General features: G+C 63.6%; 8 protein-coding genes. All 8 read right to left on the bottom strand.

Going from position 1 to position 17,966, the window contains the following annotated elements; genetic code table 11:
• Nucleotides 1-18: 18 nt before the first annotated feature.
• A complete protein-coding gene (locus tag GVM20_RS16205; RefSeq protein WP_199799468.1) occupies nucleotides 19-11,244 on the bottom strand; it encodes a cadherin-like domain-containing protein in 11,226 nt (3,741 codons plus the stop codon).
• Between the two features lie 264 nt (nucleotides 11,245-11,508).
• On the bottom strand, nucleotides 11,509-12,666 hold the full coding sequence (locus tag GVM20_RS05105; protein WP_353653106.1) for an alginate export family protein: 1,158 nt from the start codon (nucleotides 12,664-12,666) through the stop codon (nucleotides 11,509-11,511).
• A 152-nt stretch (nucleotides 12,667-12,818) separates the two neighbouring features.
• Nucleotides 12,819-13,523: a YoaK family protein gene (locus tag GVM20_RS05100; RefSeq protein ID WP_502706187.1), complete on the bottom strand. Its 705-nt coding sequence runs from the start codon at nucleotides 13,521-13,523 to the stop codon at nucleotides 12,819-12,821.
• 3 nt (nucleotides 13,524-13,526) lie between these two features.
• The gene (locus tag GVM20_RS05095) at nucleotides 13,527-15,374 is read right to left on the bottom strand and encodes an amidohydrolase (protein WP_166546266.1); all 1,848 of its coding nucleotides are present in this window, start codon (nucleotides 15,372-15,374) and stop codon (nucleotides 13,527-13,529) included.
• A gap of 98 nt (nucleotides 15,375-15,472) precedes the next feature.
• Nucleotides 15,473-15,718, bottom strand: coding sequence for a DUF1427 family protein (locus tag GVM20_RS05090; RefSeq protein WP_166546203.1), 246 nt, complete (start codon nucleotides 15,716-15,718; stop codon nucleotides 15,473-15,475).
• A 39-nt stretch (nucleotides 15,719-15,757) separates the two neighbouring features.
• Nucleotides 15,758-16,435, bottom strand: coding sequence for a hydrolase (locus GVM20_RS05085; RefSeq protein ID WP_166546202.1), 678 nt, complete (start codon nucleotides 16,433-16,435; stop codon nucleotides 15,758-15,760).
• A gap of 23 nt (nucleotides 16,436-16,458) precedes the next feature.
• Nucleotides 16,459-16,941 (bottom strand): DNA starvation/stationary phase protection protein Dps, encoded by a 483-nt coding sequence (gene dps, locus GVM20_RS05080; protein WP_166546201.1) that lies wholly within the window; start codon nucleotides 16,939-16,941, stop codon nucleotides 16,459-16,461.
• 4 nt (nucleotides 16,942-16,945) lie between these two features.
• Nucleotides 16,946-17,776: an alpha/beta fold hydrolase gene (locus GVM20_RS05075; RefSeq protein ID WP_199799478.1), complete on the bottom strand. Its 831-nt coding sequence runs from the start codon at nucleotides 17,774-17,776 to the stop codon at nucleotides 16,946-16,948.
• Nucleotides 17,777-17,966 lie beyond the last annotated feature (190 nt).

The raw sequence follows: 17,966 nt of genomic DNA, 5'->3' as shown, positions 1-17,966 counted from the left end.
CGCCGGGTGCGGTTACGATCAGAGCACAGGGACATCGACGACCAGCTGGATCTGAATCTGATCGATCGGGTGCAGCATACCGAGGTCAGCCCAAGTTGAGCTCGAAACCCTCTCGGCCACCGAGGTTGCCGCATCGCTAGCCGCGCCGACCCCTTGGAGGAGCCTATCGATATCGAAGCCGCCGATCACGAGTTGTTCGGCATAGGAGCCGGTGTAGCCCGCCAGCATCCCCTCACCGCCGCCGCTACTGCCGCCGCCAACCGCCAGCTCAGTGATCGCTTCGGGCAGGTTGCGTTCGCCAAGGGCGAGGAAGCCGTCCATCACGCCTTCGGCCTTGCCGTAGAGATCATCCAGACCCGCGACGTGACCAAGCTCGTGCGCGATGGCGGTGAGCAGGTCGATGCCCTGCGCCGCTTCGCTTCCGGCCAGCGCGGTCAGGCCACCGGCGCTCAGGCTGAACTCCTCGTTCGCCAGCGGGGTTGCATCAATGAACCACCCGTAACCGGCCGCATCGCTATCGATGACGATCCCGTCTGCCGTGGTCTGGCCGAGGAATCCGCCGTAAAGGTCCGCCACGCGCAGCTTGACCGCGCGCATCGCCGCGATCTGCGCCTCGCTCGCACCTGCATCGAACCATAGTTGCACCGCCGCGTCGCGAAGCGCCTCGACCGCCGAGAGCGTCGCTTCGACGCCATTGCCTCCAGGCGACAAGCCGGCCTCAACCATCAGCGGTACAGGCAGCACAAAATTGATACCCAACACCGATGGCCCAGCAGTGGCCGGGGCGAAGCCGACGGTTTCGACCGGTGAGGGCACGATGATCGTGTTGTTTTGGGGGGCGGCGGTAAGAAAAGTTGCCAACTCCGCCTCTGTGAAAGTCCCCGTATAGCCTGGAAGATAGAACTGCGCGGCGCTCGCGGCCTCGTCGTCGAAGACGAAGGCTGCGAAAGCGGTCGATGCGCCGGTCATGTTGACAGTGTTGCCTCTTACATTCAGCCCAAGCAGGCCATCGCTCCCGGGAGCGCCCCCCAATTGAGCAAAGATGCCAGAAAATGCATTCGGTCCCAGTTCAGCGATCGTGTTGTTAACGACAGTTGCTTCGAGCCTGGCAGTGCCTGAGGCGTCGTCTGCACCGTTGCTGCGCAGGAAAATGGCCGCGGTGCCATCGACATCGCTTATGGTGTTCCCCTCGATCCGGACCGCATGGGTTAGATCGCTCGGGCCAGACGATTTTTCCACCCGCGCTTCGATGCCGTTGCCGAAACCGTTAGTACCAGTGGTTGCCTGCGCGCTGTTGTAGCCTCCGCCTGGTGTTCCGATCACGTTGTTGAGGATCGTGCCTGACATCGTGCCTACCGGCCCCAATGCCTGCGTCAGGATTACCGTGCCCTCTGCACCGGTGAAGGTGTTGCCCTCGATGTTGTAGGTCACGCCGGGACCCGCGCCGGTCCCGCCCGAGAGGCCGACGGTCACACCGCCACCGCCCGAAACGATGTCGGGGTGCAGATTGGCGAAGGTGTTGTTGCGGATCGTGATGTTCTGGGTCGCGCTGCCGTTCGCCTCGGTCTGGATCAGGTCGCCGCGGCTACCGGTGAACTGCACCCCGTCAACCAGCACGGTGATGTTGGAGGTGCCTGAACCGTTGACGATGATCCCGTCATTGCCGCTTGTTGTGCCGTTGCGGCCAATCACGGCCTGATCAGAGGTGCTGTCGCGGACAGTCAGATTGAGGGTGCCCGAGCTATTGTCGATCCGCAGCACATCCTCGTGTCCGTCGGAGATATTGTTGCCCTCGAACAGCGCGGTGCCGGTAAGGCCGGTGAAACGGATCACGCCTTCATCGTCGGCTGAACTGTTCCCGAACCCGCCATCATCACTGTCAGCAGCGTTGAAGGTCGAATCCCGCAGCGTGAAATTGTTCACGGTGACGCCGCGGATGCCGAAATCGCCGAAATCGCCGGTGAAGCTGAGGTTCGAAAGCGAGATGTTGCTGGTGTTCTCGATGTAGATCCCGACGCCGTCTTCCACCGTGCTGTTGGTGCCACCGTCAATCGAGTTGATCGTGCCGCCTGATCCAGCAGTGCTGGCGGTACCCGTGATGGTGAAGCCGCCGGTGCCCGCGTTGCGCAGGAAGATGCCGGTGGTCGCGATGCCGTCGGTGATCGTGACCGACTGGAAATTGACCCCGCCAGTGCCGATCGTCACGCCATCAATCTCGACCGCGCGGCCCGAGGTGGTGGTCACGGTGTTGCCGGTGCCCGAGAGGGTCACCGTGCCGCCACCGCCATCGACGATGAAGCCGTTGCCGGTGGTCGTTGTGATGTCGAGCCCGGTGCCGGTCGGTGTGAAGGCCATCGTAGCGCTATTGTTGGTCAGTGAGATCGCGGTGGACGCACCGCTGCTGATCGTGATTTGGCCGCCGAAATTGATCGTGCCGGCGTTGCCATCGGCGACGATCCCTGGGCCGCCATTATCACTGATATTGCCCGAGAAGGTCACGACACCACCGGTGCGGTCTTGGATTTCGATCCCCGCCGTGGTGCCAGTGCCGTTATTGATAAAGCTGCCGCCGTAAGTGATCGTTGCATTGCCGCCCGAACTCGCCGTTCCGCCGCCGGCTGCGCCGATCAGGAAGCCCTGATTGGTCGCCGACTGGATTGTCCCGGTGGTTGCCACGAAGCTGCCGGTTACGCCTTGCAGGTGGACGCCCTCGGAACTCGAGCTGGCTGAACTGAGGCTATCAAGGCTGACGGCAAGATTGCCGCCCTGATCAATGTCGATGGCTTTGCCCGATCCGCCAATCGAAACACCGGCGATCGTCAGATTGCCGACCGTGTTGTCTCCGTCCTGAATGCCGACGGCGCTGTTTGCTGTGCCGTTGATCGTGAGACCGCGGACCTCATTATTGGTGCTGAGGGTGATCCCGGAGGTGCTGTGATTGATCGTCGAATTGGTGGTGACGCCCCCGCCAATCTGGATTCCGTTGACGGTAAACTCGTGCCCGTCCCCAAACAGCTTCTGCCCTTCTTCCAGCGTGATGCCGCCGGTGTAGGCGGTACCGGTGTTGGCAAGGAAGATGGTCTGGCCGGTGCCGTCGACGTCGTCGTCCGTGGTACCGTCACCGGTGACACCATTGAGCGCGGTCAACTGCGTGAAGGGACGAAGGTAAGATCCGTCCGCGGTGCCATTGGCACCGGCGTAACTGTTGTCGACATACCACACGAGGCCGTCGACGGTGATGTTGACCGTCCCCGTCGCCGTCGCGCCGTCGGCATCCTGGATTGTGTAGGTGAAGCTCGCCGGGCCGGTGTAGCCGGTGTTGGGCGTGAAGGTGATCGAGCCGGCATCAAGGGATACGGTGCCATTGGTCGCGCCGCCTACCCCCGTGAGGGTGATGGCGGTGGTGGGCGTTCCGTCAGGGTCGCTGTCATTGGTGAGCAGGCTCGCCGCGGTGATCGTGATCGGGGTGTTGCCGGTCATCGAGAGGGTATCATTCCCTGCGATGGGCACCTCGTTGCGCCCGGCGATGGTGACCGAGATCGTCGCGGTGTCGGTCAGCGATCCGTCGCTGACCGTGAAGGTGAAGCTATCATTGCCGTTCTCTCCCGGCCGCAGCGCCTCGAACTGGCCGTTGGGGTTGTAGACATAGGCTCCGCTGCTCTGCACCGTCAGCAGCGCACCCGATGCGAGCGTGATCGGCGTGCCGAAGGTGAATGCCTGGCCGTCGATCTGGGTGACCGCCAGCGAAGGCCCGTCGGGGTCAGCGACCCCCGTAAGCAACCCGCTGCCTACAAGAACCGTGACCGCCGTGTCCTCGTCGGTCGAGGCTGAGCCGTTGGGCGCATCAGGCCCATCGTTGACAGGCGTTATGGTCAAACTGAACACGTCGTTCGCCGAGAGCGCGCCATCGCTCGCGATCACCCGGATATCGAACACACCGTTGACGTTGAGCGGCGGCGTGCCGGAGAATGCGCGGGTCGCCGGATTGAAACTCAGCCACGATGGCAGGGCCGCACCGCTCGACAGCTCTGCGCTGTAGGTGAGGGTGGCATTGTCGACATCGGCGAAGGCATTGGCCGGAACCGTGAAGCTCACCGCCGTGTCCTCGTCAAACGCCTGATTGGCGATCGGATTTGCCACCGTCGGGGCATCGTTGACGCCGTTGATGGTGATTGAGACCGTCGCTGTGTCGCTCAGGCTGCCATCGGAGATGGTATAGGTGAAGCTATCGGAGGCGGTCGCACCGGAAGCCAGATTTTCGAACTGGCCATTGGGATTGTAGGTGTAAGAACCGTTGGCGTTGACCGTCAGCAATGCGCCCGACGTAAGCGTGATCTGCGTCCCGACGCTGGCGGCAACGCCGTTGACTGCGGTGATCAACAGCGGATCGGTGTCAAGATCAGTGTCATTCGTCAGCAGCCCTGAAGCGCCAATGGTGGTCGACAAGGCAGTCACAACCAGCGCGCTATTTTCACTGGCGGTTCCGCTGTCATCATTGGCAACCGGCCGGTTGTTGACGCCGGTTACAGTCACGCCTTGCGCGACCAGCAGGTTGGCGTTGCCCTTCTCGAACAGGTTGTAGGTGACGCCGCCGACGATCTGCGTGCCACTGACAATGAAGTCCTGCGCATCGACGCTGTCGCCAGCGTTGCCGTTGACGATCAGCGTGGCCTCGCCGCCTGAGCGCTCTTCGGTGATGCGGTAGATCGCCAGCTCACTGACCTTGAGGCTATTGTTGCCGGTGCCGGTGAGATCGATCACCTCGATCGAGTCCAGCCTTGGCCGCGGTGTGGTAGTGAGATCAAGGCTCAGGCCGGTCCCGGCCAGCGCCAGCGTATCGGTGCCGAGCCCGCCACGGATGTCGGCAAAGGTGGTGGCGGTGATGGCAATGCTGTCATCCCCCGCCCCGCCGCGCACGACATCGTTTGCGGCGATCCCGGTGAAGGTGTCATCGCCCGCATTGCCGGTGAAGTTGTCGACCGCTGCGGTGCCGCTGCGGTTGACCGGGGTGGTGTCCTCGGTGCCGGTGGCGCCGCCGAAGATGACATAGGCCTCGCCCGCAGCGTTGCCGCCATCATCGCCGCCACCTGCTCCGACGATGAGGTCATCAAACCCGTCACCATTGACATCGCCCGCCGCAGACACCGAGATGCCTGTCAAGTCAATCGCCGTATCGCCCTGGATGATGAACCCCTGTGCCGCGCTGAGGCTGGTCAGGTCGATCACCTGTCGCCCACTTGCATCGGCAACTCCGAAGCCGCTCGCGCTACCGAACACCACATAGGCCTCGCCTGCAGCGTTGCCGCCATCATCGCCGCTACGTGCCCCGACAATCAGGTCAGCGAACCCGTCGCCATTGACGTCGCCTGCCACCGATACCGAGAAGCCTGCTTGGTCACCAGTGACATCGCCCTGGATGATGAAACCTTGCACCGCTGTCAGCGTGGTCAGATCGATCACCCGGCGACCTGCTCCATCGGCGTTGCCAAACCCGCTCGCTGATCCAAACACCACATAGGCCTCGCCGGCGGAATAGCCGCCATCATCGCCACCGGCAGCCCCGACGATCAGGTCATCAAACCCGTCGCCATTGATATCACCCGCGCTCGACACGGAACGCCCGGCTCCGTCATCAGCCGTATCGCCCTGAATGATGAATCCTTGGGCGGCCGTAAGGCTGGCGAGGTCAATGACCTGGCGTCCTGCACCATCGGCCGTGCCAAACCCATTCGACCCGCCGAACACCACATAGGCCTCGCCCGCAAGGCTGCCGCCATCACCGCCGAAGGGCGCGCCAACAATCAGATCGTCAAACCCGTCGCCATTGACATCGCCCGCCGCCGATACGGAGCGGCCTGCCGAGTCATACGCCGCATCGCCCTGGATGATGAAGCCCTGCGCCGCGCTCAGGCTGGTTAGGTCGATCACCCGGCGTCCTGCACCATCGGCCGTGCCAAACCCATTCGACCCGCCGAACACCACATAGGCCTCGCCCGCAAGGCTGCCGCCATCACTGCCGAAGGGCGCGCCTACGATCAGATCGTCAAACCCGTCGCCATTGACATCGCCCGCCGCCGATACGGAGCGGCCTGCCGAGTCAAATGCCGCATCGCCCTGGATGATGAAGCCCTGCACCGCGCTGAGGCTGGTGAGATCTATTACCTGGCGCCCGCCGACAGCGGTGCCAAAGCCGCTCGCTTTGCCAAACACCACATAGGCCTCGCCGGCGTTGCTGCCGCCATCATCGCCATCAAATGCCCCGACGATCAGGTCAGCGAACCCATCGCCATTAACATCGCCCGCCGAGGACACCGAGTATCCGACTCGGTCAAACGCTGCATCGCCCTGGACGACAAAACCCTCCGTCGCGGTGAGCGTGGCCAGGTCGATCACCTGGCGGGTTACGCCATCAATGGTCACCGGACTGCCAAACCCGCTGGCCTTGCCGAACACCACATAGGCCTCGCCAGCTGAGGTTCCGCCTACGCCGCCAATAGCCCCGACAATTAGGTCCGCAAACCCGTCGCCATTGACATCGCCCGCCGAGGACACCGAGTATGCGGCTCGGCCAATAGCTATATCGCCCTGAATGATGAAGCCCTGCGCTACTGTGAGCGTGGTCAGGTCGATAATTAGCTGTTCCTGCACATCGGCGACGGTGACGGTGACCGCCTGATCGTCGAACAGCGCCGGGTTGCCATTGTCGGTTGCCCGAACGGTGATGTCGTACTGGTTGTTGGCGCCAGCATCGGCCGGTGCCTCGAAGTTGGGCGCAACCTTGAACGTCACCACGCCGGTGGCGCTGTCGATGTTGAACAGTTCGCGATCGGTGCCCGACAGGCTGTAGGTCAGCGTCGTGCTTGCGTCGGGGTCCGTCGCAGTGGTGGTGTAGGCGGCGGTCTGGTTCTCATCGACCGTGGCCGTCGCAGCCGAGGTCACGGTCGGCGCCTCGTTCACATCGGTGACCGTGAGCGTGTAGCTGGCCGTGACCGGTGTGGAGCCAGGAATCGTCGTATCCGCCACGTTGACCGTAACACTGTAGGTGGACTTCGCTTCGAAGTTCAGCGCGGTCCCGGCCTTCAGCCGCAGCTCTGTCCCGACCACCTCGAAGAAGCCCGCATCCGCGCCGGTCAGCGTTACCGTTTCGGTCCCCAGCGCATCATCGGTGATCGCGATGTCCGCAACCTTGACTGCCGCCACTGACGGGCTGTTCTCCGCTCGCGTCGTGACCTGATTGTTCAACGCTACCGCCGTGGGGGCTTCGTTCACATCGGTGACCGTGAGCGTGTAGTTTGTAGCGACTGCAGGCGCACCGAGGCTATTGTCCGCGACGTTGACCGTCACGTTGTAACTCGACTTCGCCTCGAAGTTCAGGGCGACGCCGGCCTTCAGCCGCAACTCTGTCCCGACCACCTCGAACGACGCCGCATCTGCGCCGGTCAGAGTGATCGTGTTGGTCCCCAGCGCATCGTCGGTGATTGCGATGTCCGCAACCTTCACCGCCGCCACTGACGGACTGTTCTCCGCCCGCGTCGTGACCTGGTTGTTCAAGGCAACCGCCGTGGGGGCCTCGTTGACGTTTGCAACCGTGATCGCAACCGCCTGGTCGTCGCTCAGGCCGCCCACATCAGTGGCCGTGACGATGAAGTTGTACTGGTTGTTGGCCCCCGCATCAGCCGGCGCCTCGAAGTTGGGCGCAGCCTTGAACGTCACAACGCCGGCTGCGCTAATCTCGAACAGCGCCGCATCCGCACCCAACAGGCTGTAGGTGAGTGTCGTGCCTGCATCGGGATCCGTGGCGGTTGCAGTATAAGCAGCGGTCTGGTTCTCGTTGACGGTCGCGGTCGCACCCGAGGTCACTGTCGGTGCCTCGTTCACATTGGCGACGCTGATGGTGACCGCTTGGACTGAGCTGTCCTCGCCGTCGGTGGCGGTCACGACGATCTGGTACTGGTTGTCGCCATTGCTATCAGTCGGCGCTTCAAAGTTGGGCGCCGTCTTGAACGAGACGACACCTGTGGCGCTGTCGAGGTTGAACAGCGCTGCATCGGTGCCCGACAGGCTGAAGGTGACGGCGTCGCCTTCGGGATCTGTGGCCACTGCGACGTAAGCGGATGTCTGGTTCTCAAGGGCCGTTGCAGTCGCACCCGACACGATCACAGGCGGGTTGTTGACCGTTACCGCAACGCCGACCTCGGCCAGAAGCCGGGCATTGCCTTGCTCGAACACATTATAGGCGACACCATCAATGACCTCACTGCCCGCGAGTACGAAGTCGATGGCGTCGATCTCGTCCCCTTCAGTGCCCATGACGATGAGGGTCGTCTTGCCATCGCTGCGTGCATCGCTGAGCCGGGCAATGCTCTGCGCGTCCACGATCAGACGGTTATTGCCGGTGCCGGTCAGATCAATCGCTTCGATCGAGTCCAGCTTGGGGCCAGGCCTGGTTGTGAGATCAAGCGTCAGGCCAGCGCCGTCGAGGCCGAGCGTATCGAAGCCATGGCCGCCGCGGATATCGGCAAAGCTGGTTGCCTTGACACCGATCCGGTCATCGCCTGCTCCGCCGCGCACCACATCGCCTGCGCCGATTTTGGTGAAACTGTCGCTCCCGGCCTTGCCTGTGAAAAGATCGGTGCCGACAGTGCCAGCCTTGCGAACCGAGGCCGTAACTTCGGTTCCGGTATTGCCGCCGAAGATCACATAGCTCTGTCCGGCATCCGCGGTGCTTCCGACATCGGCGAACGGCGCACCGATGATCAGATCATCGAACCCGTCGCCGTCGAGGTCGCCTGCGGAGGCGACATCAAAGCCCGCCTGATCACGCAGAGCAATGCCATCGATCCGGAACCCATTGCTGCCGTCAAGCCCGGCAAGGTCAAGGTTCGTGCCGAACCCACCAGCCTTGCCGAGCACCACATAGGCCTCGCCTGCATTGGTGACGGCAGGATCGCCATAGCGCGCGCCGACGACCAGATCGTCAAACCCGTCGCCATTCAGGTCCCCGGCGGAGGAGACCGCAAAACCGGCCTGGTCGCCGGTATCAACGCCGCCAATCCGGAAACCATTGGTGCCATTGAGGCTGGCCAGATCAATGCTCGGCGCAAATCCGGCGCCTGAACCGAACACCACATAGCTTGCGCCAGCAGTGCCATCGGCAAAGATCGCGCCGACGACGAGATCATCGAAGCCGTCGCCATTGAGATCGCCCACCGAAGAGACGGCAAAGCCGGCATTATCGCCTGCAGCGATCCCGGTGAGGGCAAAGCCATTGGTGCCATTGAGGCTGGCAAGGTCGATGCTGGAACCAAACCCAGTGGTCAGGCCGAACAGAACATAGGCAGCGCCTGCGCCGCTGCTCGCCTCTGGCGCACCGATGACGAGGTCATCAAGGCCATCGCCGTTGACATCGCCCGCCGCCGATACCGAAAATCCGCTCTGATCGCCTGCATTGATCCCGTCGACCCGGAATCCGTTGGCGCCATTGAGGTTGGCAAGATCAAGGCTTGCTCCAAAGCCGCTCGCCTTACCGAAGACGACATAGCTCTCGCCCGCGACAAGCTTGCCATCGGCATCCGCGCGGTAGGCGCCGATCAGGAGATCATCAAACCCATCGCCATTGACATCACCCGCCGCAGAGACGGCAAAGCCGCTCTCATCGCCGTTGCCTGTCCCTTCGATCCGGAACCCGGTAGCGCCATTGAGGCTGGCAAGATCAAGACTTGCCCCAAAGCCGCCAGTTCGGCCGAAAACCACATAGCTCTCGCCAGAGGCCGAGCCACTGGGATCACCGCCGGGTGCACCAATGATCAGATCAGCCAAGCCATCGCCATTGAGGTCGCCGGCTGATGCTACAGAGAAGCCGCTATTGTCGAACGCATCGATCCCGGGAAGCGCAAAGCCATTGCTGCCATCCAGGCTGGCAAGGTCAAAGCGCGTGCCAAAGCCGCCAGCCTTGCCGAACACGACATAGCTGGTGCCCGCAAAGCTCTTGCCGTCAGGGTCAGCGCCGTAGGCGCCGATAATCAGGTCATCGAACCCATCGCCGTTGATATCGCCGCCCGAGGACACGGAGCGGCCAGCAAGGTCGTCCGCCTCGAGCCCGGGGATGACAAAGCCATTGCTGCCATCCAGATCGGCCAGGTCGATGACCGGGTTGGTGTCAGACGCGCCCAACTGCTGGGGCGTGTTGGTGATTACAAAGTCACCAAGCACGATCTGGCCCGTATCGGTATCGAGGCGGAGCAGGCGTTGGTCGCTACCGAACAGCAGGTTCACGCCGCCCGGGCTGATCGGGATGCTGACGCGGGTATCACCGCCTTCGATGATGACAATGCTGCCGACCCGGACCGCCGTGTAGGCACTCGCCGGCTGATCGAACCCGATGGTGTCATTGCCGCCGGTAAAGCCGCCGCGGATCGCAACGTCCCCGCCTTTAATGGTAAGGGTCTCGGCATCGAAGCTGGTGCCGAACACATCGACGTTGCCATCGACGATGACCGGCGAGCCTTCGGCGACGATCAGCCGCCCGCGCGCATCGGTATCCGCAAGGTCAGGCAACGGTCCCGCTTCGGCCGGGGCCGTGATCGCCGCGGCAGTGTTGGTCGCCACTTGACCGCCGATCCGCACCTCGTTGCCTGCGATTACGAGCGTGCGCGGCCCATCGGCAAACACGACGTTGATGCCGGTGGGGCTCACCGGAATGCTGACCCGCGTATCTCCATCGGCAATCTCGACGCGCGAGCCGACACGGGTGATGGTGTAGCCGCTCGCCTCGCCTGCAAAGCGGATGATATCATCCCCGCCCGGCGCGCCGCTCAGCGTAACTGTGCCCGGCGCATCGATGATCGTGATGTCCTGAAAACCCGAGGTCAGGAACACCGCGGTGGTCCCGCCAACCCCGCCCGCAAAGCCATCGGGCGCAATCAGTCTGGCTGCAACGCCGCGGTCAGCCACGCTCACGTTCAGGGTCTGGCTATCGGTGAAGCTGCCATCGCTGGCGCTGACGATCACCTCGTAGAGATTATCACCATCACTGTCGTCTGGCGTCTCGAAGTCCGGAGCCGCCACGAAGCTCAGCTGACCGGTCACAGGGTTGATCGCGAATCGGCCTGCATCAGCTCCGCCGGTGATCGCATAGGTGATGGTGACGCCGGGGGTGCCGCTCGCCGCCACTTGCGTGACCAACGATTGGCCTTCGGAAATGCTCACCGCGCCAAAAGCGCCCCCGCCATTCGATGTGATCATATTCCCCCCAAAAAACCTATCGTAGCCGCTGCCTTCGCCAAGCACTCAGAACCACTCGTCGACAATGAGTCAGCCAAACGCATTCCTACCGACGTTTCCAGCAAAATCTAAGGTTTTATTACTCAATGAGGCACGTTCAGCCTTGAGATGCGATCGCGCGATGTCGATGGTTTGAATCATGCGCGATGTCCTTGTCTGGCTTGCTCCGCTACGTGGGCGTCAGCATCATCCGCGCGCGTCTGCGGCATGCGAACATGGCATGGCTCAGAACCGCCAAGTGGCCTCCGCGGCAAGCATGAGAATGGTGTCTCCCCGCCCGGTGTCCCGCAGGAACCGTCCGGCTGTGAAAGTGCCGAGCGACGCGCCGAGTGACACGCCGGAACCAAGCTCATAGGCAAGGCTGGCCTCGATCAGATTGCCGATGTGCCGTGCTCCGCTTGTCCCGCCACGGCGCAACGCGCGCCCGGCCAGATCATAGATCCCGTCAACTCGCGATTCGCGCCAGAAGGCGGCAAAATTGATCTCCGCCTGCATTCCGGGCGCAGGGCTGAGGACGATGCCGGGATTGACGTTGATGATGTTGCGCGGGCCAAGCGGAGTGAGTTCGCCAAAGTAGCGGCCCCTCGGGAACAAGGCGTTGAAGGACTCCAGCCGCTCGCCTGTTCCGGCGCGGTCACCGCTGGCGATATTGGCGCGAAGCCGCAGCTGCGGCGCCAAGGCCGCATCAGGAAAGGCAACCAGGGTCTCGGTCGCCTGTGACCATGCGCGGATGCTGCGGCCAGCCAAGTGGCCGCGCTGGAGCATTGTCTCCCAGTTCCACGACACCCGCCCGCGCGCACCGAACAAGCGCAGGCCGAAGGTATCGCGGGCCTCCGCCCCAAACCCCTCGACCAACCTCGCGGCAGGGTCATGAAAGCCGATCCAGTAGAGATCGAAGCCGATCTCCTGCGCCGCCTCAGCAGTGAAATACACGCTGCGCAGGCGGCGTTCCCCGCCTGCGCGATCGTCGAAATTGCCTGGCCCGATGGCGACCGCACGCGCGTCGACCAAGTCAACGCGCGCTGCGCCGCGCGTCGCGTGCAGTGTGACGCCGTCAAAGGGTTGCGGGATGTTGGGGCCGTAACGGGTGCTGACCAGCCGCTGCGATCCCAGGGCGAGCAGCATGCGTCCAGCGCGCGCCGCAATGCGAGTGTCCCGGTCCAGCGCGTGGCTGAACTCGGCATAGCCTTGCAGCAGGTCGATCCCGGTGCGATCAACCGGGCCGGGGCCGCCAGCCACCCCAACGGCATAGCCGAGGATCGGCTGAATGACGACTTGCGCCGCCTCGCTCTCAAACTTGGCCAAGGGCATCAGCCGTAGCCAGAGATAGCCATCATCGGGCGCCTCGCCCCACTCGGTGCCTGTATAGCCCTCATACCGCACCCGCGCCTCACCTCTGACACTTGCCGATGGGGCAGCGCGGGGCTGCGCAGAGAGAGGTTCGCTTATCTGCGCCGCGGCGGGCCCCAGCGGCCAGCCCAGAGCCAGAACTGCACCAAGCCAACCGGTCGGCCGCGCGCGCAGCCGGCGCGGTCTCATCCCTTTTCGAGCTCGGCCATCTGCGGGTGCCGGGCAAAGACCAGCGTGGCCATGAGCACGATCGCTCCGGAAAGAAGCAGTGCCGGGCCGAGACCGCACACAAGAACAAGTGCCGCGCCTACGGCAGCGCCTGCGAAGATCATCCCTACTGCCGCGACCCGGGTGCGTTGATTCGTCCCGTCTCCCCCGGCAAGGCGCGAATCCGATGCGAGCCCGGTGATCGTCAGCGTCAGCACCGTGGTAGTGAGGTCGGGCACCTTCAACTGTCGTACCACGGCATTGCGAAAGCCCATCGCGCCCGCCGTCAGCGCGATCAGCAAAGTCAGGCCCGCTGTCGTGACGCCCCCGGCGCGGTCGAACAGAATCGCAAGGCTCCCCGCGATCACCAGCATTGTGCTCTCGACCGTGGCCGCGATCACCAGCCAGCGGCTGAGCCGTCCCGTCCCGCTCAAGCGCCAGATGCGACCGGCGATCAGCGCACCGGACATGAACGCCCCGAGGGCAGCGATGTAATAGGTCGCATGAAAGCCCTCGGCTCCGACGGCGGCGAAAGCGGCGAACACGACATTGCCGGTCATGTTGGCGGTAAACACCTTCTCCATGCCGAGGATGCTGGCCGCATCGACCATCCCGGTTGTGGCCGAGAGCACCAGCAGGAGCCGGACGAGAGGGGTCGGCGTCTTGAGCGGCATGTCAGGCATCGCTCAGACCGCCCAGCACCCGCACCCGAGCGCGCCCCAGAAGCCCTGCACATCGCCCGCCGGGATGTCCGCACCAAGCGCCGCAGCGTGATCGTGGCCATGCACGCCGCAAGCCGAGGCGCAGCCACAGGCAGTGGCGAGAGCAGCGGCATGGGACTGCTCACGGTAATGACCGCCGAACACCCGGACAGGAGACCAATCCGGCATCGCCGGGGGCAGATCGGGTGCGAGCGGCGCGAAGTCACCCTCGCCATGCACCACCGCCCCTCCCAGCAGCGTCAGGACCGAACGGATCTGCGCGATCTCAGCCTCGGGAACCGTAAAAAAGTCGTCGGACAGCAGCGCGCAATCCGCCAACTGCCCGGTCCTGATCTGGCCCTTTTTGCCGACCTCGCTCGAAAACCATGTGTTTTCGTGCGTCCACATCCTGAGGGCCTTCTCCCGGCTGACGCGATTGCTCCCGGGATAAAGCGACAGGCCGCCGACGGTCTGGCCGGTCACCAGCCACGCCAGCGAAACCCAGGGGTTGTAACTCGCCACCCGCGTCGCATCGGTGCCAGCGCCCACCGGCAGGCCCGCTGCAATCATCCGCGCAATCGGGGGGGTGCGCTCAGCGGCGCGGGCGCCGTAACGTTCGACGAAATATTCACCCTGAAAGGCCATGCGGTGCTGCACCGCGATCCCGCCGCCGAGAGCAGCGATACGATCAATGTTGCGGTCGCTGATGGTCTCGGCGTGGTCGAAGAACCAGTTGATGCCGCTGAGCGGAATGTCGCGGTCGACCGTCTCGAACACGTCGAGCGCACGGGTGATCGTCTCGTCATAGGTCGCGTGCATCCGCCACGGCCAGCGGTGTTCGGCGAGCAGGCGGATCACTGGTTCCAGATCGCCCTCCATGCTTGGTGGCATATCGGGCCGCGCGACGCGGAAATCCTCGAAATCGGCGGCGGAGTAGACCAACATTTCGCCCGCACCATTGTGGCGGTAGGTGTCGTCTCCCTGCCCGGGAGTGACCTGCCTGGCCCATCCGGCAAAGTCGGCCAGCTCCTCTTTCGGCTTCTGGGTGAACAGGTTGTAGCTGATGCGGACGGTAAGCTGGCCGTCGCTGTGCAGCTTTTCGATCACTCGGTAATCGTCGGGATAGTTCTGGAAACCCCCGCCTGCATCGATCACGCTGGTGACCCCAAGCGCGTTCACTTCGCGCATGAAGTGGCAGGTGGAGTTGATCTGGTACTCTTCGGGCAGTTTGGGCCCCTTGGCGAGGGTGGAATAGAGGATCGTCGCGTTGGGATGGGCGAGCAGCAGCCCGGTGGGGTTGCCTGCACCGTCGCGCATGATCTGGCCGCCGGGCGGATCGGGCGTGTCCTTGCCATAGCCCACCACCCGCAACGCTGCCGCGTTGAGCAGCGCGCGGTCATAAAGGTGGAGGATGAAAACCGGCGTGTCAGGCGCAATCGCGTTGATCTCGGCGAGGGTCGGGAGGCGCTTTTCTGCAAACTGGTGCTCGGTAAATCCGCCGACCACGCGCACCCATTGCGGGGCCGGAGTGCGGTCCACCTGGCGCTTCAGCATCGCCATGGCATCGGCGAGCGTCGGGACCCCGTCCCAGCGCAGTTCCATGTTGAAGTTCAAGCCGCCACGGATGATGTGCATGTGACTGTCGATGAGGCCGGGGATCAGGCGGCGCCCGCCAGCATCGATCACAGTCGCCTCGGGTGCGGCTGCGCGCACCTCCGCTTCGGAGCCGACCGCGAGGAAGCAGCCATCGCGGATCGCTACTGCCTCTGCCACCGGGTTCTCCCGGTCGAGCGTGGTAATGCGCGCATTCACGATGATGATGTCGCAGTGCATGGGTAGGCCTGCCTTGGTTCGGGCCAGCAACGCGCCGGGGAGCAGCGAAGCCGCCGATGCGCCGAGAGCGGCGGCGATTGCTTCGCGGCGCGAGGCGGTCATGGCGTATCGTCTTCGGGACGGGGCAATCCCGTGACCCGCTCGGCGCATTCGGTCTTCCAGAACAAAGCGACCTCCTGCCCACGCAGCACCCGCTTCGCCAGCGGAACGGCCTGTTCGCCCAGCAACATGCCGAGCAGTCCCAGCAGTGCGATCGCGGGGGGAGCTGGCGATCGTGTGCCGAGCAGGCTGTAGATGGCGCCGACCATGAGACCGATGGCCATCGCGAAGAGATAGGGCTTCATGGGCAGGAGGCTCCAGGACGGGGCTGGGGATTGGGGCGATCAGTGCCCCGCCGGATGCGGTGCCTCATGCGCAAAACCGCCGCGTTGTGGGGCCTTGTGGACCATGGTGTAGGCGTAATCGACGCCCATGCCGTAAGCCCCGCAGTGCTCGCGCACGATGTCCATGAGGCCATCGTAGGTCGCGCGGTTCGCCCAGTCGCGTTGCAGTTCGAGGATTGCGGTGATCATGGTCAGCGATTGCCCGCCGGCCTGTTCCATGCGCCGGATCGCCGCTTCGTGCGCTTCGAGCGAAGTGCCGCCCGACGCATCGGTCACCATGTAGACCTCGAACCCTTCTTCCAGCGCGCTCAGCGCCGGGAACAGCAGGCAGGCCTCGGTCCAGAGCGCGGCGATGACGAGCTTTTTGCGACCGCTGGCCTTAACAGCTGTGACCAGCTCGGCCGAATCCCACGAATTCATCGACGTCCGTTCGATCGGCTTCTGCTGCACAACATCGAGCAATTCGGGCCAAATGTAGCCCGAGAAGGACTCAGTTTCGACCGCGGTGAGGATGATCGGCACGCCAAACAGCTTGGCCGCCTTGGCGAGCGCGACGGTGTTGTTCTTCAGCGTCTGGCGATCAATGCTGGTCACCCCGAAGGCCATTTGCGGCTGGTGATCAATGAAGATGAACAGCGTATCGTCGGGATTGATCAGCTTTGCGGCACGGAAGGTCATCGAGTTGCTCCTGTGGGGTAAGGTCAGTGAACCTGAAGGTGCGCTTCGAGCAGCCAGAGCTGCTTGTCGGTCTCGCGCGAAACTTGGGTGAACAGGTCGGCGGTGTCGGCGTCGCCAATGGCGTTGGCCGCATCAATCGCTGCGCGCGCGGCCTTGCCGAACACCGCCAGACTGCCCGCCAGAGCCTTCAAATGCGCTTCGCCGCCTGCCGCTTCGAGCGGATAGCCATAGAGCGTCGTCGCCTGAGCGGTGGTGCTCACGCGCCCGTCGGCGATGTGGCCGAGCGTGGTGATGCGTTCGGCCAGCAGGTCGACAAACTGCTCGACCGTATCATGCACAGCGTCGAACAATTGGTGCAGTTGCAGGAAATGCGGCCCCTTGACGTTCCAATGCGCCTGCTTGGCCTGCGCCTCCAGGTCGAGCGCGTCTGACAGGCGCGCTTGCAGCAGGACGCTGGCGTGCTTGCGGACATGCTCGGACAGGTCGATGCGGCTGGTGAAGGTCATCGCCTCAGCTCCGGATGAAGGCGAGGATATCGGGGTTGATGATCTCGGGATGGGTCGAGGCCATGCCGTGCGGCAGGCCGGGATAGACCTTGAGCGTGCCCTTGCTTAAAAGCTTGATTGCAAGCTCGGCGGCGTGGGCAATCGGCACGATCTGGTCATCGTCGCCATGCTGGATCAACACGGGCACGGTGATCGCCCTCAGATCCTCGGTGAAGTCGGTCTCGGAAAAGGCCTTGATGCAGTCGTAATGCGCCTTGGTTCCGCCCATCATCCCCTGTCGGAACCAGTTGTCGATCAACCCCTGGCTGACCTTCGCGCCGGGGCGGTTGAAGCCGTAAAACGGGCCTTCGGGAATGTCGCGGAAGAACTGCGCTCGGTTCGCGACATGCGCCGCGCGGAAGCCGTCGAAGACCTCCATCGGCAGGCCGCCGGGATAGGTCGGGGTGTTTAGCATGATCGGCGGCACGGCGCCGATCAGCACCGCTTTGCTGACGCGCCCCGGCTTGGCGCGCGCGACATAGCGCGTCACCTCGCCCCCGCCGGTCGAATGGCCGATATGGACCGCGCCTTTCAGGTCGAGGTGATCGGTCAGTGCGGCAACATCGGCGGCATAGGTGTCCATCTCGTTGCCGGTATCGGTCTGGCTGGACCGGCCATGCCCGCGGCGGTCGTGGGCGATCACCCGGAAGCCTTCCATCAGGAAGAACATCATCTGGTTGTCCCAGTCGTCGGCGCTGAGCGGCCAGCCATGGTGGAAGACGATCGGCTGCGCGTCCTTGGGTCCCCAGTCCTTGAAGAAGATTACGGTGCCGTCCTTGGTGGTGATCGTACCCATCCTGCGTTCTCCTGATGCCGAGTTTGGTGGTGCGGCGGCGAGCGGTGGTATCGCTGCGAAAGCGACTGCAGATGTCCCCGCAGCAATGAACTGGCGGCGATCAAGACCATCCGTTTCAGCGTTCATGCTCGCGTCCTCCTTGCGTCATGAGAATGGCGCTCGAAGTCGCGGGGGGATACACCCGGACGGG

It is taken from the genome of Porphyrobacter sp. SLTP (assembly GCF_009905735.1).
Classification (GTDB): domain Bacteria; phylum Pseudomonadota; class Alphaproteobacteria; order Sphingomonadales; family Sphingomonadaceae; genus Erythrobacter.
Note: the sequence above shows the minus strand (reverse complement) of the source record. Positions and strands in the feature narration are given on the sequence as shown.

Excerpts from the sequence above, each read along its gene's own strand:
- GVM20_RS05075 (WP_199799478.1), bottom strand. The coding sequence starts at position 17,776 with ATGGGTACGATCACCACCAAGGACGGCACCGTAATCTTCTTCAAGGAC.
- dps (WP_166546201.1), bottom strand. The coding sequence starts at position 16,941 with ATGACCTTCACCAGCCGCATCGACCTGTCCGAGCATGTCCGCAAGCAC.
- GVM20_RS16205 (WP_199799468.1), bottom strand. The coding sequence starts at position 11,244 with ATGATCACATCGAATGGCGGGGGCGCTTTTGGCGCGGTGAGCATTTCC.
- GVM20_RS05095 (WP_166546266.1), bottom strand. The coding sequence starts at position 15,374 with ATGCACTGCGACATCATCATCGTGAATGCGCGCATTACCACGCTCGAC.
- GVM20_RS05085 (WP_166546202.1), bottom strand. The coding sequence starts at position 16,435 with ATGACCTTCCGTGCCGCAAAGCTGATCAATCCCGACGATACGCTGTTC.
- GVM20_RS05100 (WP_502706187.1), bottom strand. The coding sequence starts at position 13,523 with ATGCCTGACATGCCGCTCAAGACGCCGACCCCTCTCGTCCGGCTCCTG.
- GVM20_RS05090 (WP_166546203.1), bottom strand. The coding sequence starts at position 15,718 with ATGAAGCCCTATCTCTTCGCGATGGCCATCGGTCTCATGGTCGGCGCC.